We start from the raw sequence: 21,688 nt of genomic DNA on the forward strand, positions 1-21,688 counted from the left end.
GGCGCCCACGGCCAGCAGCAGGACGGCTGCCGGAGCGGCGCGGAGCAGACGGCGACGGACTGCGGCGTTCATGGAAGGGATCCCCGGGACCGTCATGCGGGCATGGGCTCGGCGTAATGCCGGAAGGCGCCGCGCTCGCTGTGGAGGGCGTACAGGCGCCCGGCCAGGGCCTTCGGGCTGGAGTGCTCGGCGTCCGGGCGGATAGCGCCGGGGACGATCAGCTGCGCGACGTGGATGTTCTCGTCGGCGAGGGCGTCGTGGAGCATCTGTGCGTAGGCGCTCTCGGCGGCGAACGCGACCGAGGTCCCGGCCCGCTCGAGGTGGGGGCGGACGGCGCTGGCGCCGTTGACGAACAGCAGCGTGCCCCGGCCCAGGTCCCGCATCCCGGGCAGAACGGCATTCACGCAAGTCACCGGGCCCTTGATGGAGAAGGCCAGCGGGTCGTCCAGGTCGCTGGCGGTGGTGTCGAGAACCGGCTTCATGAAGTCGCCGCGGGGCACCGGGCTGAACTGGAGGATCTCGATGGGCCCCAGCGTCTCGGCGGCCTCTTGCAGGGCCGCGGTGAGGGAGTCCGGGTCGAGGACGTCGGCGGTGAACCCGCGGGCGTGGACGTTCTCCCGGGCCAGTTCGGCCACCAGGTTGTCCTGGTGCTGGATGCTGCGCGAGACGAGGGCGACGCGGTGGCCGGCGGCGCCGAAGCGGCGGGCGGCCGCCAGGCCCAGACCGGGTCCGGCTCCGACCAGGGCGAACGTGGTCACGGTGGTTCTCCTCAAGGGCGACATGAGTGGGAGGGGCCACTTCCCGGGGCAGCCCGAGCAGACAGGGGCGGGGAAAGGCTGAGGACGAGGACCTTGCCCGAGATCAGACGGCCGGGCCGGCGGCGTACTCGTCGTCGGTGACGGGTGTCATCCAGTGCACGACGTCGTGCTCGGCGTCGCCCTCGTTGATGGCCAGGTGCACCATCAGCCGGTTCGGGGCGGCGCCGTGCCAGTGCTCCTCGTCGGCCTCGAACAGAACGCGGTCGCCGGGCCGGATGACCTCCACCGGCCCGCCCCGGCGCTGGCACAGGCCGACGCCCTCGGTGACGAAGACGGTCTGGCCCAGCGGGTGGCGGTGCCAGTGGGTACGGGCTCCGGGCATGAAGTGCACCAGGTTCGCAGTGACCCGGGACGGGGCCGGGGCCGCGGCGACGGCGTCGATGTAGACGTCACCGGTGAACCAGTCGGCCGGGCCCTTGACGGTGTCGATCGAGCTGCGGGTGATCTGCATGATCGCTCCCTCGGAGGGGGTGGATAGGTCAGGGAGTGAGGAGGGCCTTGATCGCGCGGCGCTCGTCCATCGCCTTGTAGCCCTCGGCGACCTGCTCCAGGGGCAGGGTGAGGTCGAAGACCTTGCCCGGGTCGATCCGGCCCGAAAGGACGCGCTCGATCAGGTCGGGGAGGTAGCGGCGGACAGGGGCGGGGCCGCCGCGCAGGCCGACGTGGGAGAAGAACAGCTCCTGGCCGTCGACGGCGACGTCGTGGGGGACTCCGACGAAGCCGACGCTGCCGCCGGGGCGGGCGGAGTGCAGGGCCTGGCTCATGGCCTGCGCGGTGCCGACGCACTCCAGCACGCTGTCGGCCCCGATCCCGCCGGTCATCTCCTTGATCCGCGCCACGCCCTCCTCGCCGCGCTCGGTGACGATGTCCGTGGCGCCGAAGGCCAGGGCGAGCTTCTGGCGGGACTCGTGACGGGACATGGCGATGATCCGCTCCGCGCCCATCTCCTTCGCCGCGATCATGCCGCACAGGCCGACCGCGCCGTCACCGACGACCACGGCCGTCGAGCCGGGCCGCACCTCGGCGGCATCCGCCGCCCACCAGCCCGTCCCCATCACGTCGGAGACGGCCAGCAGGCCGGGCCAGAACTTTTCGTCCGGCACCTCGTCGGTGGCGACCAGGGTGCCGCCGGCGTTGGGGATGCGGACGTACTCGGCCTGGCAGGTGGACATGAACTCGCGGTGCAGGCAGTTCGACGGGAAACCGTTCCTGCAATTCGGACAGGTGTTGTCCGAGGTCGCGAACGAGCCGACGACGAACTGTCCGGGCCGCAGGCCGGTGACCTCGGCCCCGACTTCCTCGACGAAGCCGACGTACTCGTGCCCCATGGGGTGGGGGTCGCCGATCGGCTCGGCACCCCGGTAGGGCCACAGGTCCGAGCCGCATACGCAGGTGACGGCCGTCCGGATGACCGCGTCGGTGGGCTTGAGGATCTTCGGGTCGTCCAGGGGCTCGAAGCGGACGTCACCGGGGGCGTGGATCACTGCTCCGCGCATCAGAGGTCTTCCTTACGTACGAAGGGGCCGAACCGTCCGGGAACGGCCCGCGTGCCGGCGTTCCCGCCCTGCCGGAGGAGCAGGGGAGGAACCATCACGTCCTCCAGGTAACCGGCACTTCGCGCGCGCAGCGAGTCACTGACAAGGGGTGTACCAGCAGTACATCCCTCCGGCGCCGACCAGGCCGTACCGTCGAGGTGTGGACAACCAGGCAGAGGTCCGCGAGTTCCTCACCTCGCGGCGAGCGAAGATCACCCCCGAGCAGGCCGGACTGCCCGCCGGCCCCCGGCGCCGGGTCCCCGGCCTACGTCGCAGCGAGGTCGCGGCCCTGGCCGACGTGAGCGTCGAGTACTACGCCAAGCTGGAGCGCGGCAACCTCGCCGGCGTCTCACCGGCCGTTCTGGAGGCCGTCGCCCGCGCCCTGCGGCTCGACGACGCCGAACGCGCCCACCTGCTTCACCTGGCCCAGGCCGCCGACGGCTCCGACGCCCTCGCCCGGCCCCGCCGCCGCGCCGCCACCAGGCAGTGGAAGCCGCATCCGAGCCTGCAGTGGACCCTGGACGCGGTCACCGAGGGCCCGGCCTTCGTCCGCAACGGCCGCATGGACCTCCTGGCCGTCAACCGGCTCGCCCGCGGCTTCTACGCCGACGTCTACGCCGACCCCCACAACCAGGAGAACCTCGCCCGCTTCACCTTCCTCAGCCCCGACGCCCGCCGCTTCTACCCCGACTGGGACCAGGCCGCCGACATCTCCGTCGCCATCCTGCGCACCGAAGCCGGCCGCGACCCCCACGACAAGGACCTCCACGACCTCGTCGGCGAACTCTCCACCCGCAGCGACGCCTTCCGCACCCGCTGGGGCGCCCACGACGTCCGCCACCACGGCACCGGCTTCAAGCGCTACCACCACGCGGTCGTCGGCGAACTCACCCTCGCATATCAAGGGCTGGAGATGGCCGCCGAACCCGGCCTCACCCTCACCATCTACACCGCCGAACCCGCCTCCCCCTCCGAACAGAGCCTGCGCTTGCTCGCCTCCTGGGCCGCCACGCCCCAGCCCCCCGAACCCACACCACACACCAGTGGCTGAGGATTCCCGCCTGAAGGATGCCGGAGTCATCATGCCGATCCTGCCGTCAACCGATCGTTTGATGGTAGGTAGCTGACGCGCGGCGTCCAGCGCCTGACCTCCACCATCGTCATGAAGAACGTCGTCAGGCCAGGCCTCTATCCGGGCAGCCAGGCTCGGAATACCGCACGGTTCGAATGACGCGCCCTGCCAGCTGGGGCCTCGGCCTGGACCGCGGCCCGCCGCGAGGCCTACGCCAACGACCTCGGCCAGGCGTCCTCGCTCGTGGCGGTCACCGCCCGCACCAACCGGTCCAAGGCCGACCAGGACCCCGCCCAATGGCTCCCCCCTGCCCCCGGAGCGCTGTGCCGCTACGCGGCGGAATGGACGGTGACCAAGCTGCGCTGGGGTCTGGCCGTCGACGAGCTCGAGAAGGACCGGCTCCTGGACATCGCGGCCGGCTGCGGCGGAACCCCCGTCACCTGCACCCCCGCGCCCTGACCCGACACCCCACGAAACGGGTCCCGGCGTTCTGCCGGGACCCGTTCCCACAGCCACACACCGACGCCACTCGGACAGCTCTACCACTGCCTCCAACATGCCCAGCACTTCGACGAGGCCGTCGCCTTCCCTGCGGCGGCCGATGCTCTCGCGGCATGAGCTCCGTCAGCCGCCGACCGCGCGGGACCAGCACTCCTGGATGGCTGTCTGCTTCCGGTCAAGCTCGGCGTCCATCATTCGGTTGGTGACCGTTCCCGGAATCCCGAGCGAACGCCCACGGGTCCTGACGACCCGAAGGTCGTACCAGATTCCGCTCCGCGTCACGCGCCGTCGCCTCTCTATGCCGGCGACCTCGCTCCAGGGGATCACTCGCCTGCTGACGAAGGTGCGGAACTCCATTCCCCTCGCAGTCAGGAGGGCCCGGCCAAAGATCAAGTTGACCGTGCTGACGAACACGGCCACAACGAGGACTCCGAAGCCGCCGACCCACCACCATTTGCCCGGCTCATGCGTGGTAAAGATCATCACCAGCATCACACCGACAACGGCCAACGTCCCAATGACATTCCGCCACCAGTACCTATGCCGGTCATACGCGTTGAAGCCGATCCACACATCGGACATGTCCATGATGCTACCGACGCATACTCGAACAACGCCCGTTGCGACTTGACGAGTTGCACACCTGATGTGTCTGCCCGGCGACGGACGGGTCCGCGATGCGCGGCGGCACGGCACGGACCGATAGCAGGGGCGGGGGCGGGGCCTGGGCGGGGGAACCGGTCGGGTCCGGGGAGCCGGTGGGCGATCCGGAGGGGTTCGGGCCGGTGGTCGGGGACGGGGACGGGCCGGGCGATCCGCCGGGCTGCGGGCCCACGACGATGCCGCCGCCCGTGCCGGGTCCTCCGACCGGGTGCTTCGGCTTGTTGGGGCCGCCCGCGCCGGGGCTCTTCGGGACGGTTCCCCTGCCGTCGGCCACCGTGTGGACGCCCTTGCGGTAGAACTCCAGCCAGGACAGCACGGTGCGCAGATAGGTGTCCGAGTGGTTGTAGCTGAGGATCGCCCGGTCCAGGTCGGCCTTCACCGACAGGTCGCGGGGACCGGCGCACAGGTAGTGCCCGGCGGCGAGGGCGGCGTCGTAGATGTTGTTGGGGTCGCGGCGGCCGTCACCGTTGCCGTCCTTGCCCCAGTGCGCCCAGGTGGAGGGGATGAACTGCATCGGGCCGACCGCCCGGTCGTAGGTCCGGTCGCCGTCGTACGCACCGCCGTCGGTGTCCCGGATGCGGGCGAATCCGGCGCCGTCGAGCACCGGGCCGAGGATCGGGGTGATCGTCGTGCCGTGGGCGTCGACCCGTCCCCCGCCCGCCTGGCCGGACTCGACCTTGCCGATCGCCGCGAGCAGCTGCCAGGGCAGGCGGCACCCGGGGTCGGTCCGTCCGAGCACGCCCTCCGCCTTGCGGTAGGCGGCGAGGACGGTGGCCGGGATGCCCGCCTCGGTCCACGAGCGGACGGCGTCCGGGTTCCGCTTCTCCCCGGCCTTCGGCGGCTCGGGCGACCGCAGCGGGGGCAGTTCGGTGTGGTACGAGTCGTCGTTGGGGACCTGCGACCACTTGACCTCGTCGGCCTCCCGGCGCTCCTTCGCGGTCGGTTCGTGTCCGACCGGTGACGGGGCCTGGGACGCGGTGAGCGCGGCCATCGCCGCGACGGCGGCCGCCGTGCCGCCGAGTCCGCGGCGCATCGTGCCGTTGAACCTCATGCGTGCTCCCCTCTCCCCCGGATCACCGGGTGAACGTGTCGATGGCGGAGATCCGCCAGGTGCCGCCGCGCCGGACGGCGTCCACGGCGAACATGGCCGCCGCGTAGGTCGTCTCCTCCGCCTTGCCGGTACGGGTGTTGCTCTGGTCGGCGTAGATCAGCAGCCGGGCCCGGTCGCCGTTCAGGCGTTCCACCCCGCTGTCGGTGACGGTCGTGGTCAGCACCAGCTTCTGCTTCTGTCCCTGGGCGCGTACCTGGGCGAGCATGTCCCGGTGCTGCTGGACCGCCTTGCCGGTCAGATGGCTCTTCACCGCCTGCTCGGACTTGGCGGGCGAGGCGTAGTCGTACGAGAACACCGCGCCGACGGCCTCGGAGATCTGGCCCTTCACCTCGCTGGTGCGGCCGATGTCGGTGAGGGCGGTGTTCTGCCGGGCCGGGTCGTCGCGCAGATCGCCGGCCGAGGTGAAAGCCCAGGCGGCGTAGGCCCCGAGGAGCACGGTGAGGACGCCGAGAACCACGGGGAGCCGGATGCGGAGCCGGGGCATCCGCTCGCGCTTCGGCTCCTCCCCCTTCGGGGTCTCTTCCTTCTCCCCCGTCGTCCGCTCGTCGTCGTCGGCGGTGTCCGTGACCTCGTCGGCGGTGGTGTCCGACCCGTCCGGGGTTCGCGCGGACTCGTCCCGGGACGGGGCCGGGTCCTCCGGTCCGCGCTGCGGGGCGATGGTGGCGGTGGCGGCGCGTTCCGCGGCGACGGTGGCCAGCCGGCGCCGGCGGTTGACGAGGTGACGGGTCGTCGACATGTGCGGGGTCCTCTCGGTGGTGGGGTGGAAGCCGGTGGCGTCGGGCAGCCGTCGACCGGGCTCTCAGCCGGCCGTGTTGCCGACGGGCGCCTGGCCCAGGGCGCTGAGCTTCCATCCCTCGGCGGTGCGGGTGAGCTGTCCGAGCATCCGGCTCTCCTTCACCGCGGGTTTGCCCTTGGGCGCGGTCACGGTGACCCGCAGCGCCACCATGACTCCGGCCCTGCCCGCCCGGTCGTCGAGTTCGGTGACCGCCCCGGACAGGATCTGGGCGGTGCTGACCGTCTTCGCCTCCCGGATCTGCTTCACGAACGCGTCCCGCCCCTCGACGAGTTGCCGGTGCAGGTCTCCGGTGGTGGAGTCGGCCCAGCTGTCGAGGCCCTGCTCCAGCTTGCGGTGGTCGAGCGTGTTCATGTTCTGCACGGCCTGCTCGCCCGCGGCCAGCGCGTCGTCGCGGACCTGCGCGTACGCCGCCGACTCGTCGTGCGCGGCCTCGTACCGGGACACCCCGCCCCACACCGCCGCGCCGGCGGCCGCGACCGTCAGCACGATCGCCGCCGCCACCAGCGGGTTCCCCGTCGTCCGTATCCGTGCCATCGTTCCCTCTCCCTGCCGGCCCCTGCGTGCCGAGTCGTGCGCGTGCGGCTCTCTCATCTGGCGGTGATCTCGACGACGGTCCACTGGCCGTCCCTCAGCCGGGCCGTGACCGACAGCTGCGCCGCCGCCGTGGTGGCCCGCTTGCCCTCGCGCTCGTAGACCTGGTCGAGGAAGACGAGCAGGTGCGCGCTGTCGTCCGTCAGCCGGGTCACCCCGGCGCGCACGACATGGGTGGTGAGCGTGAGCTTCTGGTCGGCGGCCTGCTTCTCGACCTGCCCGAACAGCGCCGCGTACTGCTGGAGCGCCTTGCCCGCCAGGAGCTTCTTCGCCGACTCCTTGGTGACGGCGGTGGCCTGCGGGCTGTACGAGAAGACCTTGCCCAGCGCGTTGCTGACGTCGCCCGCGACCCGGGTGGTCGCCTCGCTGTCGGTCAGCGCGTGGTTCGACGTGGCGGGGGTGTCGCGCAGTTGCCTGCCCTCGACGAAGAGCGCGCCGCCGGTCACGAGCAGCGCGGCCGTCAGGACGGCCGCCACGACGCGTGGCCACCGCCGTCCGGGTTCCGGCTGCCCGGGCGGGTCCTCCCGGGCGTCCGTGCCGGGTTCCGCGAGCTCCTCGGTGTCCGGTGCGTCCACGTCCGTGCTCACGACCGCCGTCCCTCCCCGTTCCCTCATGCGCCGCCCCCGGCCGCGATCGCCGTGAGCGCCTTGATCTTCCAGCCGTCCGGGGTCCGGGCGAGCGTGGCCTCGAAGCGTTTGCGTTCGGTGCCGCCCTTCCCGGTGCGCGGGGTGACCTCGACGTCGACGGTCGCGATCATCTCCGCCGTGCCGGTGCGTTCGTCGAGCGCGGTGAGCGCCGCGTCGGTGACCTTCCCCCGGGCGGTGGCGCCCGCCTTGGCCAGGGCCTCGGCGTCCTTGCTCCGGGTGCGTGCCAACTGGTCGTGGAGCGGTCCGGTCGAGGAGTCGAGCCAGGCCCCGAGACCGGTGTCCACGCTCCCGGCGTCCTTGCCGTCGAGGCTGTTCAGCAGGGCGAGGCGGCTCTTCCCCTCGGCCAGCGCGGCGTCCCGGCTCTTCGCGTACGCCAGGTCGTCGTCGCCGCGGGCCCGTGCGTACGACCAGCCGCCGAGGCCGCAGAGCAGCGCGGCGACGAGCAGCACCGCCCAGCCGGCCAGGGTCTTCGTGCGCGGGGTCATGCGCCGCTCCCCCGTCCGAGTCCGAGCAGTCCGGCCATGCCGTCGGTGGCCGGTGCGGGGTCCGGGGCGACGCCGAGCGCTCCCGGCAGCCGGTTCGCCGTGCCGTTCCCCAGGAGCATCGAGCCGGGCCGGGCGGGCTCGGGCACGGGTCCGCCCTTCGGCGCGTTCGCGCTGCCGCGCACGTTGATGCCGGTGCCGGGCGACGAGGTGCAGCGGGCCTTGGTGTTGACGGCCGGTCCGGGCGTGGTGTCCAGGCCGTTGCGGTAGGTGGTGCCGCCGTATCCGGCGGTGCAGGGCAGCGGTTCGAAGAAGGTGACCGACATGCCGAACCGGGCACCGTCCCCGTCGATCGCGCTGGACCCGGCGGCGGCCACCGCGGGCAGCCGCACCAGGAGTTCCTCCATGCCGCGCTGCCGGGTGACGGCCACCTCGGAGGTGGTGAGGAGGTTGGCGACGACGACGCCGAAGGCCGGGTCGATGTCCCGCAGCAGTCCGCTCATCTGTCCCGCGGCGCCGGGGGCGGCGGCGATCAGCTTGCGCAGGTCGGTGTCGGAGCCCTTGAGCTGTGCGGCGAGTTCCTTGGCGCCGGAGGCGAAGCCCTTGAGTGCCTCGCCCTGTTCGGCCTGGGTGCGCAGCACCGTGCGGGCGTCGGCCATCAGCCGGGTGTTGGTCGGCAGGGCGTCGTCGGCCGCCCGGACGAAGTCGCTCCCGGTGTCCAGCAGGACCTGGAGGTCGTCGCCGCGGCCCTCGAACGCGGTGCCGAACTCGTCGACGACGGTGCGCAGGGACTCCAGGTCCACGGAGCCCGCCAGCTCGTCGACGCCGGTGAGCACGTCGGTGACGGGGGCGGGGACGGTGGTGTCGACCTGGTCGATGACGGAGCCGTTCTCCAGGTAGGGGCCCTCGGAACGGGTGGGCCGCAGGTCGATGTACTGCTCGCCGACCGCGGAGAGGCTGGCGACGGTGGCCTTGAGGCCGTCCGGGATCTTCGGGGCGTCCTTCTCGATGCGCAGTTCGGCCTCGATCCCCTCGTCGGTCAGCTCGATCGGACCGACCCGGCCCACCGAGACGCCCCGGTAGGTGACGTTGGAGTGGGTGTACAGCCCTCCGGTGCGCGGGAGCTGGACCTTGACGGTGTAGTAGCTGCGCAGGCCGACGTAGTGCCCGAGGTCGGCGTACCGGATGCCGAGGAAGCCGAGGACGAGCACCGCGATGACGAGGAAGGAGATGTTCTTGAGCCGGATGGCGAGGGTGATCATCGGCTGCTCCCCTTCGTTTCCGCCGTCCGTACCGCGGGGAGGGGCAGCGGCAGTGCCGTACCGGTCCCGATCTGCGGAGTGGCCGGGGGTACGAGCGACGGGATGATCTGCGTGCCGGGCATGGCCGTCACATCCAGGTAGACGTTGAGGTAGTCGCCCTTCACCCCGCGCAGCACCTCGTCCGTGAACGGGTAGGTGAACAGCACCTGGAGGGAGTCGGGCAGGTCCTGGCCGGAGTCGGCGAGCGCCTTGAGGGTCGGGGCGATGGCCTTGAGGTCGGCGATCATGTCGGCCTTGCTCTTGTTGATCGTGTCGACGGCGACGCCGGAGAGCGTGTCGAGCGAGCGCAGCATGGTGAGGAGCGAGCCGCGCTGCTTCTCCAGGACCTTCATGCCGGGGGTGAGTTCGGTGAGGACCGTGCCGACGTCCCGTTTGCGGGTGGCGAGGGTGGCGGAGAGCCGGTTCACCCCGTCGAGCGCGTCGGTGATGTCCTCCTTGTGCTCGTCCAGGTTCGTGACGAGGGTGTTGACCCGGCCGAGCATGGAACGGACCTGGGGTTCACGTCCGGCGAGCGCCTTGTTCAGCTCGGTGGTGATGGTCTTGAGCTGGTTGACGCCACCGCCGTTGAGGAGCATCGACAGGGCGCCGAAGACCTCTTCGACCTCGGGGTTCCGGTTGGTCCGGCTCAGCGGGATGCGGTCCCCGTCGGCGAGCCTGCCCCGTGCGGTGCCGCGTGCGGGGGCGGCGAGCTGGATGTACTTCTCCCCCAGGAGGCTGGACTGTTCCAGGTGGGCGTAGGCGTTGGCGGGCAGTTCGACCTTGCCGTTGACGCGCATGGTGACCTTGGCGTTCCAGCTGCCCGAGCCGAGGGAGACCTTGGTGACGCGGCCGACGGCGACGTCGTTGACCTTCACCGATGCCTGCGGGGCGAGGCTGAGCACGTCCGCGAATTCCGCGGTGACCTCGTAGGGGTGGTCGCCGAGGTCGGCGCCGCCGGGCAGCGGCACCTGGTCGAGGCCGGTGAACGCGGGCAGGCCGGAGCCGGTGGCGACCAGGGTCAGTCCGACGCCCACGGCCAGCAGTGCGGCGATGCCGGTCGTGCGGGCTCCGGGTCTGCGCAGGACACGGCTCATCGGTTCGCCCCCTTCTTGTCCGTGGCGGTCCTTGCCGGGGTGCCGTAGACGGTGCCGACGGCCGGGAGCGGCAGGGCTGGCAGCGCCTTGCGGCGGGCGGTGTCCACCGGGGTGAGGCCGGCGAGCGCGGCGGCCCCCGTGAGCGGCCCGCCCATGGAGAGTTCGTTGAGGTTGGTGCGGCCGTTGAGGGTGCGGTGCGCCGGGTCGTAGGCGTTGAGGACGTTGTCCGCGGCGAGCGGCAGCGTGTCGAGCGACTCGGCGAGCGAGGCGCGCTGGTCGACCAGGGTCTGGGTGATCGGCACCAGCGCTTCCACGTTCGCCTTCAGGGCGCCGCGGTTCTTCTGGATGAAGCCCTTGACCTGCCCGAGCGCGGTGCCCAGTTCCTTCAGTGCCGCGCCGAGGTTCTCCTTGTCGTCGGCGAGGAATCCGGTGACCGTGTTGAGCTGTTGTTCGGCGGCGCGCACATTGCCGTCGTTCTCCTTCAGCATGGTGGTGAAGGTCTGCAGGTAGGAGAGCGTGTCGAAGAGGTTCCCGCTGCTCCTGTCGAGGGTCTTGGTGGCCTTGCCGAACTGCTCGATGGAGTCCCCGATGGCCTTTCCGTTGCCGTCGAGGTTCTTGGCCCCGGTGTCGAGGAGTCCGGAGAGCGCCCCGTTCGCGTTGGCCCCTTCCGGGCCGAGGGCCTTGGAGAGCTTCGTGATGGAGTCGTACAGCTGGTCCACCTCGACGGGGGTGGCGTTCTTCGCGGCCGGCAGCACCGCGTCGTCCTCGATCAGCGGTCCCCCGTCGTAGGCGGGGGCGAGCTGTATGTAGCGGTCGGCGACGAGGCTGGGGGCGACGACCACGGCGTGCGCCCCCTTGGGGACCTTGACGCCCTTGTCGACCCGCAGGGTGACCTCGACCTCCTCCCCCCGGGGCGTGACCGATTCGACCCGGCCGACCCGGACGCCGAGGATCCGCAGGTCCGATCCGGCGTACACGCCGGTGGCCTGGTCGAAGTAGGCGGTGATGGTCGTCGTTCCCTCGTCGTCCATGGCCATCACTCCGCCGGTGACCGCGACGGCCACCACGACGAGTCCGGCGCCCATTCCGACGATGCGCTTCATCTTCATGTCAGCGGCCGCCTCGCTGCTTGGGTGGCATGCATCCGGTCGCCGGGGGTGTGCCGGCGGGCAGGTAGTCCTTCGGGACGAGTCCGCAGACGTAGTTGTCGAACCAGCGGCCGCTGCCGAGGGTGTTGCCGACGAGCCGGTTGTACGAACCGGCGAGCGAGAGCACCTTGTCGAGGCTCTTGCGGTTCTTCACCAGGACCGCGGTGACCCGGCCGAGCGAGTCCAGGGTCGGCTTCAGCTGCTTGTCGTTGTCCTTGACGAGGCCGGTGATCTGGGTACCGAGGTTCCGGGTGCCGGTGAGCAGCAGGTGGATGGAGTCGCGGCGGGCCTGGATCTCGCCGAGGAGCAGGTTGCCGTCCTCCAGCAGGGTCTCGAAGCTGCTCTTCTTGTCGGCGAGGGTCTTGGTGAGCCGCTTGCTGCCCTTGAGGAGGGTGGCGAGCTGGGCGTCGCGTTCGGAGACCGTCCTCGAGAGGGCGGAGAGGCCCTCGGCGGCGCTCTTCACGTCCGGCGGGGAGTCCTTGAAGGTGGCGGAGATCGTCTCGAAGCTCTTGGCGAGCTGGTCGGTGTCGATCTCCCCGATGGTCTCGCCGAGCCCGTTGAACGCCTGGGTGACGTCGTACGGGGAGGTGGTGCGGCTCGCCGTGATGCGTTCGTCCGGGTCCTGCGGGGCGTCGCCCAGCGGGTCGACGGCGAGGTACTTCTCGCCCAGCAGCGTCTTGATGGCGATGCCTACGGTGGAGGCGTTGCCGATCCAGGCGTCCTCGACCCGGAAGCCGACCTTCACCTTGGAGCCGTCCAGCGACACTCCGGTGACCTCGCCGACCTTCACGCCGGCGACCCGCACCTCGTCGCCCTCCTCCAGCCCGGCCGACTCGGTGAAGTCGGCGCTGTAGGTGGTGCCGCCGCCGAGGAAGGGCAGCGAGTCGGCGCGGTAGGCGCCCAGCGCGACGAGGGCGAGGACGACCAGTCCCACCACGGCGACGGCGACGGGATTGCGTTCCCGTACGGGTTTGATTCTCATGCCAGGCACCTCGGCTGTGTGATCGCGATGCCGGTGGGCGGGGCGCTGCCGTCCTCGGTCGTCACTCCGCCGACCTTGGCCTCGCAGAGGTAGAGGTTGAGCCACGAGCCGTACGAGGCGAGCCGGCTGATCGCCGTCATCTTGGCCGGGGTCTTCTTCAGGAAGTTCTCGATCTGCGGGGTGCCCTCGACCAACTGGCCGGAGAGTCGGCCGAGTTCCTTGATGTCCTTCTTCAGCGGCTTGCGGCCGTCCTCGAAGAGGTCCGCGGTGACGGTGGTGAGCGCACCCATGGCGGTGACCGCCTCGCCCAGGGGTTTGCGGTCGCCGGAGAAGCCGGTGACGAGTTTCTGCAGGGTGACGACGAGGTCGTTGAAGCCGTCCTCGCGGTCGTTGACGGTCTTCAGGACCGTGTTGAGGTTCTTGATCACCTCTCCGATCACCTTGTCCTTGGCGGCGACCGTGCCGGTCAGCGAGCCGACGTGGGAGAGGATGCTGTCGACGGTGCCGCCCTCGCCCTGGAGCACCTGGACGATGGAGCCGGCCAACTGGTTGACGTCCGGCGGGGAGAGTCCTTCGAACAGCGGCTGGAAGCCGTTGAAGAGCTGGGTGAGGTCGAGTGCCGGGGTGGTGCGGGAGACCGGGATGGTCGCTCCGGCGGCGAAGCTCTCGCCGACCGGCCCGGCGCCCTGGTCGAGGTCGACGTACCGCTGGCCGACCATGTTGAGGTATTTGATCGACGCGGTGACCGAGGCGGGGAGCTTGCGCCCCTTGCGGACGGCGAAGCCGACCTCGGCGAGCCTCTTGTCGGCCACCTCGATGGACTCGACCTGCCCGACCTTGACCCCGGCGATCCGGACGCTGTCGCCGACGATCAGTCCGGTGACGTCGGTGAACCGGGCCTTGTACTCGGTGGTCTCACCGACTCCCGTGTTGGCGATGGACAGCGCCAGCACGGTGGTGGCGAGCACGGTCACCAGGATGAAGACGATCGACTTCGTCAGCGGCCCGGCGAGGGAACGGCGCTTCACTTGAGCTTCACCTCCGCACCGCGGAAGGCCGGACCGATGAGCACGCTGCTCCAGTCGGGCAGGGTCTGCGGCTGGACTTTCAGTGAGGGGGCGACCAGCTCGTTCACGAGCCGGCTCTCCTGCGGGGAGTTGGGCATGCCGAGGGCGGGGCCCCGGTCGGGCCGTGCGGTCCGGTCCGTTCCGTCACCGTGCGCGGCGCTCTCCTGCGAGGCGGCCGGTGCCGTGCGGGCGTCCGCGGTCGGTACGGTCCTGCCGACGTACGGCACGGAGTAGCAGTGCGGTCCGCCGGTGGCGTCGTAGACCGGGGTGTCCTTGCCCGGCACGTACTTGCCCTTGGACTTCACGGGCTGGACCGAGACGTGGAGTCCGGGCTGATCGGTGCCCTTGCCGAGCGCCTTGTCCATGGCGGGGACGAAACCGGCCATGGTCCGCAGGGTGCAGGGGAATTCGTCCGAGTACCGGGCGAGGAGTTCCAGGGTCGGCCTGCTGGTGGCGGAGAGCCGGATCAGGTTGTCCTTGTTCTCCCGGAGGAAGGAGGTGATGTCCTGCGCGGAGGCGGTGGTGGCCCCGTACAGGTCGGCGAGTTGCGCCTGCTGCTCGGCGACGGTGCCGCTGGTGGTGGTGAAGTCGGTGAGCGCGTCGAGGATGTCGGGGGCGGCGTCCCCGTACACCTTGCTCACCTTGACGAGTTCCTTGATGTCGGCGTTGAGCGTGGGGAGTTGGGGGTTGAACTTCGCCAGGTGGGCGTCGAGCGTGACGAGGGTGTCGCCGAGCTTCTCGCCGCGTCCTTCCAGGGCCCGGGAGACCGCGCCGAGGGTGGAGGCGAGTTTCTCCGGTTTCACGGCGGTCAGCAGCGGCAGGACGTTGTCGAGGACCTCCTCCAGCTCGATGGCGTTCTTCGAGCGGTCCTGCGGGATGACGGCCCCGGCCCGCAGCGTCCGCGCGGACGGTGTCGCGGGCGGCACGAGTGCCACGAACCGCTCGCCGAAGAGCGTGGTGGGCAGCATCTGGGCGGTGACGTCGGCCGGTATCCGGTCCATCTCGTCGGGGTCGATGGCGAGGGTGAGCCGGGCTCCGTCGCCGTCGGCCGCGATGCCGCGGACCTGTCCGACGACGACGCCGCGCAGCTTCACGTCGGCGTTCTGGTGCATCTCGTTGCCGACACTGCCGGTGCGTACGGTCACGGTGGCGTCGTCGGTGAAGTCCTTCCGGTACACCGAGACCGAGACCCATACGAGTACGGCGGGCACGAGGAGGAAGGCGACTCCGGCGAGCCGGTGGCGGGCGGTCTGCGCGCGTCGGGAATTCATCAGCCTGCCACCTTCACCGTCGTCGTGGCGCCCCAGATGGCGAGGGAGAGGAAGAAGTCGGTGACGCTGATGAGCACGATGGCGTTGCGCACCGAGCGGCCGACCGCCACTCCCACCCCGGCGGGCCCGCCCTTGGCGTGGAAGCCGTAGTAGCAGTGGGCGAGGATCACCATGACGCTGAAGATCAGCACCTTGAGCACGGACAGCAGCACGTCGTCCGGGGAGAGGAAGAGGTTGAAGTAGTGGTCGTACGTGCCCGCGGACTGTCCGTTGAACAGGATCGTGATGGAGCGGGAGGCGAGGTACGAGGAGAGCAGCCCGATCGCGTACAGCGGGATGATCGCGACGACCCCGGCGATGATCCGGGTGGAGACGAGGTACGGCATGGACCGCACCCCCATCGACTCCAGGGCGTCGACCTCCTCGTTGATCCGCATGGCGCCGAGCTGGGCGGTGAAGCCGGCGCCCACGGTCGCGGAGAGCGCGAGGCCGGCGACGAGCGGGGCGATCTCGCGGGTGTTGAAGTAGGCCGAGATGAAGCCGGTGAAGGCGGAGGTGCCGATCTGGTTGAGGGCCGCGTAGCCCTGGAGGCCGACGACGGTGCCGGTGAAGAGGGTCATCGCGACCATCACGCCGATGGTGCCGCCGATGACCCCGAGGCCGCCGCTGCCGAAGGCCACTTCGGCCAGCAGCCGCTGGACCTCGCGCAGGTAGCGACGCAGGGTGCGCGGTATCCAGATCAACGCCCGGACGTAGAAGGTGAGTTGTTCACCCGATCGATCGAGCCAGCTGAGCATCGACATCGGTCAGCTCCCCTTCGCGGGGACGATCTGGAGGTAGATCGTCGTGAGGACCGTGTTCACGAAGAACAGCAGCATGAAGGTGATGACGACGGACTGGTTGACCGCGTCGCCGACGCCCTTGGGGCCGCCGCGCGGGTTGAGTCCGCGGTAGGCGGCGACGATGCCCGCGATGAAGCCGAAGATGAGCGCCTTGACCTCGCTGATGTACAGGTCGGGGAGCTGGGCGAGGGCGGAGAAGCTGGCCAGGTAGGCGCCGGGGGTGCCGTGCTGGAGGATCACGTTGAAGAAGTAGCCGCCGAGCGTGCCGACGACCGAGACCAGGCCGTTCAGCAGGACGGCCACCAGCATGGTGGCCAGGACGCGCGGGACGACCAGGCGCTGGATGGGCGAGACGCCCATGACCTCCATCGCGTCGAGTTCCTCGCGGATCTTCCGGGACCCGAGGTCGGCGCAGATGGCCGATCCCGCCGCACCGGAGATCAGCAGCGCCACGATGATCGGGCTGGCCTGCTGGATCACGGCGAGGACGCTGGCGCCGCCGGTGAAGGACTGGGCGCCGAGCTGCTGGGTCAGCGAGCCGACCTGGAGGGCGATGACCGCGCCGAACGGGATGGAGACGAGCGCCGCGGGCAGGATGGTGACGCTGGCGACGAACCAGAACTGTTCGACGAACTCCCTGAACTGGAAGGGCCTTCGGAACATCTCCCGGCTCACGGTCGCGGCGAGGGAGAAGAGCTTCCCGGTCTCGCGCAGCGGGGCGAGCAGCCGRSYCGGCTGCTTCTGCCCCGGCGCCTTGCGCGTCTTCCGCCCGCCCGTGCCGTCCGCGCCGTCGGGGCCGGACGGGGGCGGTTCGGGGGGCAGTACCGGCATGGGGGCCGTCACGGGTTCCCACCGCCCTCGGCCGGGGCGTAGCTCTTCATGATGGCGGTACGGGCGGCCTCGGGCAGCTGGCCCATCATCGACAGGACCCGTTCCCGGCGGCGCAGGGCGGCCTGCCGCACGGGCAGGCCGGGCGACGGCTCCAGCTGCGGCACGACGGTGCGCGGCGCGTTGGCGGAGCTGATGCCGACCCCGTAGCCGTTGATCTCCTCGGCGGCGAGGGTGGCGGCGTCCTTCTCCTCGGCCATTCCGATGGGGCCCTCGCGGCGTCCGGCGAGGAACTGGGAGACGACGGGCATGTCGCTGGTGAGCAGTACCTCGCGCGGTCCGAAGGTGACCAGGTTGCGGCGGAACAGCATGCCCATGTTGTCCGGGACGGTGGCCGCGATGTCGAGGTTGTGGGTGACGATGAGCATCGTCGCGTCGATCTGCGCGTTGAGGTCGATGAGCAGTTGGGAGATGTACGCGGTGCGGACCGGGTCGAGCCCGGAGTCCGGCTCGTCGCAGAGGATGATCTGCGGGTCCAGGACGAGGGCGCGGGCCAGGCCGGCCCGCTTGCGCATGCCGCCGGATATCTCGCCCGGCAGTTTGTCCTCGGCGCCGAGGAGCCCGACGATGTCGATGCGCTCCATGACGATCCGGCGGATCTCCGATTCCTTCTTGCGGGTGTGCTCGCGCAGTGGGAAGGCGATGTTGTCGAAGAGCGACATCGATCCGAAGAGCGCGCCGTCCTGGAACATGAGCCCGAAGAGTTTCCGGGTCTCCATGATCTCGCGTTCCGGACTGTTCACCATGTCGACGCCGTTGATGAGGACGCGCCCCTGCTCCGGCTTCAGCAGGCCGATGATGGATTTCAGGAAGACGGTCTTCCCGGTGCCGGAAGGCCCGAGCATCACGCTCACCTCGCCGGCGGGCAGCGTGAGGGTGACGTCCTGCCAGATGTTCTGCTTGCCGAAGGACTTCGTCAGGCCCTCGACGACTACTTCGATTCCCATCGGCCCTCCTTCGAAGTTTCTGTGAACGAAGTCATCTGTCAGCGCTCCGGCTCCGGTAAATCCAATGGCGGCTCGTCACACATGCACCAGGAGGCGCACACGCTATGTCTGTCGAAACCGCCAGGACAAGCCGTTGAGCAGCGGAAATCGACGAATCTGAGGTGCAGTACGGGTCACTTGTCAACAAGTGACAAAGCCGCACGGCGGCTTTGTCGAAACATGCGCAAGCTTTTCGGCCGGAAGGCCGGGTTCCGACGGTCGGCGGGACCGGATCCACCGGGGCCCCCGAGGTACCGAACGAGCAGTCACGGGTACGTTTCCCCGCTGCTCAACCGGGACGCTACGGCTCGGTAACCTTCCTTCGCAATAGCAGTTGCTCAACTTTTTGCACAATGACCGGCGTTCTCGCGGTTTTTGTTGCCGGGTGAGTATTCGATTTCTTTCCCTTGTCGAGAAGTGAGTCATTCCGGCTCCCGGCACGAAGAAATCATGGGCCCCACCGCGCACGTCCGCCCCGCCCGGCTGGTTCTGCCGGGCGGGGCGGACAGGGGAAGAACGGCAAGCCCCTCAGGCGAACTCGACCCCATAGGTGGCCGAGTACTGGACCGGGTCTCCGGTGTTGAGAATTCCGGCGCAGTTGTTGGCGCTGGAGACGACGAGACCGGTCCCGCCGTTCACCGAGGCCTCATTGGTCGCGGTGTCGAACACGACGTTGCCGATCGCCCCGGTGATCGAGCCCGTGCAGAGGCCGAACAGCGTTTCCATGCTGAACCGCACGTTGAAGCCCGAGACGCTCCCGCTGATCACACCCCCGGACGAGCTCGCCGGGTGGAACGTCATGGAGCCGGCCTGCTCGACCTCGGCGGTGGAGGCAAGTGCCCCCACGCACTCCCCCCAAGTCACCGTTCCGACAACGCCGTTGTCCGTGCCCGAAGCGGCGCTCCGGCCGCAGGAGATCTCCTGGGCGGTGGTGGTGTCGATGAAGTCGGCCCGTGTTCCGGGTACGAGTGTCGCCGTCCAGGCCCCGGTGGGTGCCGGGACCGGCGAGGCGGAGGCCACGGGCACGGCCGCCGCCACCGCGGCGGCGGCTGCCGCGGCCACGCACACGGTCCGTCCGGACAGGGATCTCATCGTCCCTCCTCCCGGCCCGCTACTTCGCCACTCCCGCGTGCCAGCTCTCCGCCAGCCGCCGGCCGGCGTCGGGGGCCGACGCTCCCGGCAGTGCCAGGCCCGCCGTGTAGGTGGCGGCGTTGTTGAGCGTCAGGCTGTTCTTGCCGGAGGCCGACGGAAGGCCCGTCTTCAGGTTGACCGCCCAGTTCAGCTCGCCGAGGGTCAGCGGGCCGCAGCCGCTCACGCCGGGCACCGCGAAGGCCGCATCCCCCTGCGCGTTGCCGGTCAGCTCGATCCGGTTGAGGAAGCCCCCGGTGTTCGCCGTGCCGTCGGCGTCGAAGCGGCGGCTGCCGATGGCGGGCTGGGTGAGGTTGCGCGGGCTCAGCACGATCGGGTCGGAGGCGGTGCCGATGTAGCACTTCGAGCCCAGGAAGGGGTTCTCCAGGTGGATGCGGATCGGGATGTCGACGATCGTCTTCCCGCTCTGCATGCCGGCCGTCAGGTCGAAGTTCTTGGGCGTGCCCACCGACTGCACCGTGGCGACGACCCGGTTGAGGCTGTTGTCCGTCAGCTTGTTGCAGATGTCCGAGACGACCGGGATGCCGCTCGGGCACATCAGGCCGAGGAGTCCGCCGGGGATCTCCGCCGGATCCCCCACGATCGATCCGCCCGCGGCCGGCACGACCTTGGACGCACCGGTCGCCGTGTTGCGGATGATGCCGAACTGCAGGTCGTTGGCGCCGGTCGTCGCCTCGGTGTTGCCGAGCCTGATGGAGCCGCTCTCGGAGTGCGAGGACACGCACATCGCGATCTCGTTCACCCCGTCGGCGGCCAGCATGGCCGGGTCGTCGACCGGACAGCGGCTGAACGGCGCCCAGTTGCCGTTCATCCCCTGGGCGGAGGCGGCACTCGCGGGCGAGGTGCTCAGCGGGATTCCCACCGCGACGGCCAGCAACGCACCGACGAGAGCGGGTCTGACTCGCTTCGGGGCAGCACTCATTGATCGTCCAGCCTTTCTGAGGAAAGAAGTAAGGGGGTGTGCGCGTTCAGCGTTCGGGCTTGGGCCTCGGGGGCTCGGGGCAGTGCGCCGGTGCGCCGTCCACGCAGAGCGGGCCCTGCATCATCTTGGTGTAGTTCGCCGGTCCGGAGACCGCGGCGGTGAACACGTTGTCCAGGTCCTCGGTCGCTCCGCAGCCGGTGAACGGGGGAACGTCGGCGGACCCGAGGAGCGGCCCGCCGGACCTGACGGTGTACCCCTCGTCCGGCCCCGAACCGGTGGAGCCCTTGCCGACGAGGGCGAGCTCCATCGACCGGGCCGTGCGGCAGTTCGGCCCCACGTCGAGAGGTGTGCCGTTCACCGACACGTCGTACAGCCGCAGGTTCACCTGGGCCGTCGCCGTCGTGGATTCCTTCCGGCGGCCGGTCACCGGGTCCGGCGCCCCGTCGTTGAACGTGTCGATGTAGACGGGGCCGGTGAGCGACATCTCGACGGTGGCCGTCGTCGGCATGAATCCGAAGGTCAGGAAGGTCGACCGGGCGGGTGGCATCTGGGGCTTGCCCCGGTAGTCCATCGTGCCTTCGCTGTGGACCCAGGTGAGCGAGCCGGTGGGGCAGCTGTAGACCGCGAGCATCGAGTTGAGCTGGAGCAGCAGATGGGTCGGGTCCTGGAACTTCGTGGCGGCCTTCTGCTTGTTCACATTGGCGTAGCCGGCCATGTAACCGTGCGCCGCTCTGGGCGGCGCGGTGACCGGACCGTAGAGGATCTTGCAGCCGGGGAGTTCCGGCGCCGTGACCTCTTTGGCGTCCACCGCGACACCGGCGTCCGCGTTCCGGGCGTCCTCCTGCGGTGTGGTGCCCGCGTCCGGGCCGTCCGGCGCACCGGGCACGGTGCCGTCGGACGGTACCGGCACCCGCACGGTCCCGAGCTCCGCCGACTGGTCCGCGTCGGCCGTGCAGGTCACCGGGACGACGACGGGCTCCGGCGTCCCCCCGCCGGACGGCCGGACCACCAGGTCCAGTTGCAGCTTGCCCGCCGCGAAGACCATCGCGCCGCTGGACCGGGGGGTCACGGTGGGTACCGCCCCGCTCGCCTCGACGTCCGTCTCCCGGTCCGCGACGACGGCCGACTCCGGGATCTCCAGGGCCTGCCACATCACGTCGGTCGACACGCCGTTCTGCGTGACCGTCGTCTGCAGACTCGCCGCCCCGGACAGTACGGGGGATTCCCCCTCGGGCAGTTCGCCCAGCAGTTCCGGCGCGAGCGCCAGGCCGATCCGCACCTGTTCCGGCTGGACCGCGACGCCCACCGGGGAGCTCACCGGCAGCTCCACGGAGACGGTCACGTCCGCCCCGTGCTCGCCCGATGCCGTTGTGCAGGAGTACCCGAGCCGGGTCTCCACCACATGGGTCCCGCTGGCGACACCCGTACCCGGCATGAGCCCTGCCAGCAGGGCCATCCCTCCGACGGCACCGACCTGGCCCCATCGCCGGGAGCGGATCGACTTCATTCTCATCTCGGCAACCTGCCGTTGTCTCGGAGCTGACTGGACGTCCGCGGAGGAGCTCGCGCCCCCTCGTGGCCGGTGACTCATGGGGAACTCACGGTGAGGGGTTCGTCCAGCACGAAGGTGGCCGAGTACTCCACCCGGTCACCTTCGTTCAGCAGGCCCGTGCACGGACGGCCCGAGAACGGCCACCACCCCGGCGACCGACGGCGAACGCCGGATGACACTCGTGCACGCCCTCACCGAAGACGAGTCCGACTGCGGCCGGATCCCCCGCGCCGGCTCCGTTCGGGAGCGGCGCGGGGGACCTCAGGCACG

General features: G+C 70.3%; 22 protein-coding genes and 1 pseudogene. 2 read left to right on the forward strand and 21 right to left on the reverse strand.

The genetic code is table 11. The features are described from left to right. Nucleotides 1–92 precede the first annotated feature (92 nt). The 3 genes from EAO76_RS01380 to EAO76_RS01390 form a co-directional block, all read right to left on the reverse strand. On the reverse strand, nucleotides 93–758 hold the full coding sequence (locus EAO76_RS01380) for an SDR family NAD(P)-dependent oxidoreductase (protein WP_148832455.1): 666 nt from the start codon (nucleotides 756–758) through the stop codon (nucleotides 93–95). Nucleotides 759–861: 103 nt separating this feature from the next. Continuing rightward, on the reverse strand, nucleotides 862–1,269 hold the full coding sequence (locus tag EAO76_RS01385) for a cupin domain-containing protein (RefSeq protein WP_148832457.1): 408 nt from the start codon (nucleotides 1,267–1,269) through the stop codon (nucleotides 862–864). A 28-nt stretch (nucleotides 1,270–1,297) separates the two neighbouring features. Continuing rightward, a complete protein-coding gene (locus tag EAO76_RS01390) occupies nucleotides 1,298–2,314 on the reverse strand; it encodes a zinc-dependent alcohol dehydrogenase family protein (RefSeq protein ID WP_148832459.1) in 1,017 nt (338 codons plus the stop codon). Nucleotides 2,315–2,513: 199 nt separating this feature from the next. On the opposite strand from EAO76_RS01390, the gene EAO76_RS01395 reads away from it, so the two are divergent. Continuing rightward, the gene (locus tag EAO76_RS01395; RefSeq protein WP_148832461.1) at nucleotides 2,514–3,404 is read left to right on the forward strand and encodes a helix-turn-helix transcriptional regulator; all 891 of its coding nucleotides are present in this window, start codon (nucleotides 2,514–2,516) and stop codon (nucleotides 3,402–3,404) included. Between the two features lie 183 nt (nucleotides 3,405–3,587). Further along, nucleotides 3,588–3,884 (forward strand): annotated as a pseudogene (locus EAO76_RS01400) (HNH endonuclease); the annotation flags it as partial. A gap of 165 nt (nucleotides 3,885–4,049) precedes the next feature. Here the strand turns inward: EAO76_RS01400 and EAO76_RS01405 are convergent. The 18 genes from EAO76_RS01405 to EAO76_RS01490 form a co-directional block, all read right to left on the reverse strand. Continuing rightward, on the reverse strand, nucleotides 4,050–4,508 hold the full coding sequence (locus EAO76_RS01405; protein ID WP_148832463.1) for a hypothetical protein: 459 nt from the start codon (nucleotides 4,506–4,508) through the stop codon (nucleotides 4,050–4,052). Nucleotides 4,509–4,518: 10 nt separating this feature from the next. Further along, on the reverse strand, nucleotides 4,519–5,640 hold the full coding sequence (locus EAO76_RS01410; RefSeq protein ID WP_148832465.1) for a lytic transglycosylase domain-containing protein: 1,122 nt from the start codon (nucleotides 5,638–5,640) through the stop codon (nucleotides 4,519–4,521). A 22-nt stretch (nucleotides 5,641–5,662) separates the two neighbouring features. Next, nucleotides 5,663–6,436, reverse strand: a complete 774-nt coding sequence (locus EAO76_RS01415; protein WP_148832467.1) for a nuclear transport factor 2 family protein — start codon at nucleotides 6,434–6,436, stop codon at nucleotides 5,663–5,665. A 63-nt stretch (nucleotides 6,437–6,499) separates the two neighbouring features. Further along, nucleotides 6,500–7,030 (reverse strand): nuclear transport factor 2 family protein, encoded by a 531-nt coding sequence (locus EAO76_RS01420; protein WP_148832469.1) that lies wholly within the window; start codon nucleotides 7,028–7,030, stop codon nucleotides 6,500–6,502. A 53-nt stretch (nucleotides 7,031–7,083) separates the two neighbouring features. Next, entirely contained in the window at nucleotides 7,084–7,701 is a 618-nt protein-coding gene (locus tag EAO76_RS01425) for a hypothetical protein (RefSeq protein ID WP_148832471.1), read from the reverse strand. After that, on the reverse strand, nucleotides 7,698–8,219 hold the full coding sequence (locus EAO76_RS01430; RefSeq protein WP_148832473.1) for a hypothetical protein: 522 nt from the start codon (nucleotides 8,217–8,219) through the stop codon (nucleotides 7,698–7,700). The genes EAO76_RS01425 and EAO76_RS01430 overlap by 4 nt, the downstream gene beginning before the upstream one ends. Next, a complete protein-coding gene (locus EAO76_RS01435; RefSeq protein ID WP_148832474.1) occupies nucleotides 8,216–9,478 on the reverse strand; it encodes an MCE family protein in 1,263 nt (420 codons plus the stop codon). The genes EAO76_RS01430 and EAO76_RS01435 overlap by 4 nt, the downstream gene beginning before the upstream one ends. Continuing rightward, nucleotides 9,475–10,611: an MCE family protein gene (locus EAO76_RS01440; protein ID WP_148832476.1), complete on the reverse strand. Its 1,137-nt coding sequence runs from the start codon at nucleotides 10,609–10,611 to the stop codon at nucleotides 9,475–9,477. Before EAO76_RS01440 ends, EAO76_RS01435 begins: the two co-directional genes overlap by 4 nt. Then, a complete protein-coding gene (locus EAO76_RS01445) occupies nucleotides 10,608–11,720 on the reverse strand; it encodes an MCE family protein (RefSeq protein WP_148832477.1) in 1,113 nt (370 codons plus the stop codon). Before EAO76_RS01445 ends, EAO76_RS01440 begins: the two co-directional genes overlap by 4 nt. Nucleotide 11,721: 1 nt before the next feature. Then, nucleotides 11,722–12,741, reverse strand: a complete 1,020-nt coding sequence (locus EAO76_RS01450; RefSeq protein WP_148832479.1) for an MCE family protein — start codon at nucleotides 12,739–12,741, stop codon at nucleotides 11,722–11,724. Continuing rightward, complete coding sequence (locus EAO76_RS01455) at nucleotides 12,738–13,769, reverse strand: MCE family protein (RefSeq protein ID WP_148832481.1); 1,032 nt, start codon at nucleotides 13,767–13,769, stop codon at nucleotides 12,738–12,740. Before EAO76_RS01455 ends, EAO76_RS01450 begins: the two co-directional genes overlap by 4 nt. After that, a complete protein-coding gene (locus tag EAO76_RS01460) occupies nucleotides 13,766–15,079 on the reverse strand; it encodes an MCE family protein (RefSeq protein WP_148832483.1) in 1,314 nt (437 codons plus the stop codon). The genes EAO76_RS01455 and EAO76_RS01460 overlap by 4 nt, the downstream gene beginning before the upstream one ends. Then, nucleotides 15,079–15,882 (reverse strand): ABC transporter permease, encoded by an 804-nt coding sequence (locus EAO76_RS01465; protein ID WP_148832485.1) that lies wholly within the window; start codon nucleotides 15,880–15,882, stop codon nucleotides 15,079–15,081. The genes EAO76_RS01460 and EAO76_RS01465 overlap by 1 nt, the downstream gene beginning before the upstream one ends. Before the next feature lie 3 nt (nucleotides 15,883–15,885). Continuing rightward, nucleotides 15,886–16,764 (reverse strand): ABC transporter permease, encoded by an 879-nt coding sequence (locus EAO76_RS01470; RefSeq protein WP_148832487.1) that lies wholly within the window; start codon nucleotides 16,762–16,764, stop codon nucleotides 15,886–15,888. Beyond that, nucleotides 16,761–17,756, reverse strand: coding sequence for an ABC transporter ATP-binding protein (locus EAO76_RS01475; RefSeq protein ID WP_148832489.1), 996 nt, complete (start codon nucleotides 17,754–17,756; stop codon nucleotides 16,761–16,763). Before EAO76_RS01475 ends, EAO76_RS01470 begins: the two co-directional genes overlap by 4 nt. Before the next feature lie 567 nt (nucleotides 17,757–18,323). Then, on the reverse strand, nucleotides 18,324–18,887 hold the full coding sequence (locus tag EAO76_RS01480; protein WP_148832491.1) for a hypothetical protein: 564 nt from the start codon (nucleotides 18,885–18,887) through the stop codon (nucleotides 18,324–18,326). Nucleotides 18,888–18,906: 19 nt separating this feature from the next. Continuing rightward, nucleotides 18,907–19,866: a hypothetical protein gene (locus tag EAO76_RS01485; RefSeq protein WP_148832493.1), complete on the reverse strand. Its 960-nt coding sequence runs from the start codon at nucleotides 19,864–19,866 to the stop codon at nucleotides 18,907–18,909. A gap of 46 nt (nucleotides 19,867–19,912) precedes the next feature. Next, nucleotides 19,913–21,379 (reverse strand): DUF6801 domain-containing protein, encoded by a 1,467-nt coding sequence (locus EAO76_RS01490; RefSeq protein WP_148832495.1) that lies wholly within the window; start codon nucleotides 21,377–21,379, stop codon nucleotides 19,913–19,915. Nucleotides 21,380–21,688 lie beyond the last annotated feature (309 nt).

It is taken from the genome of Streptomyces sp. sk2.1, assembly GCF_008120935.1.
Taxonomy (GTDB): Bacteria; Actinomycetota; Actinomycetes; order Streptomycetales; family Streptomycetaceae; genus Streptomyces.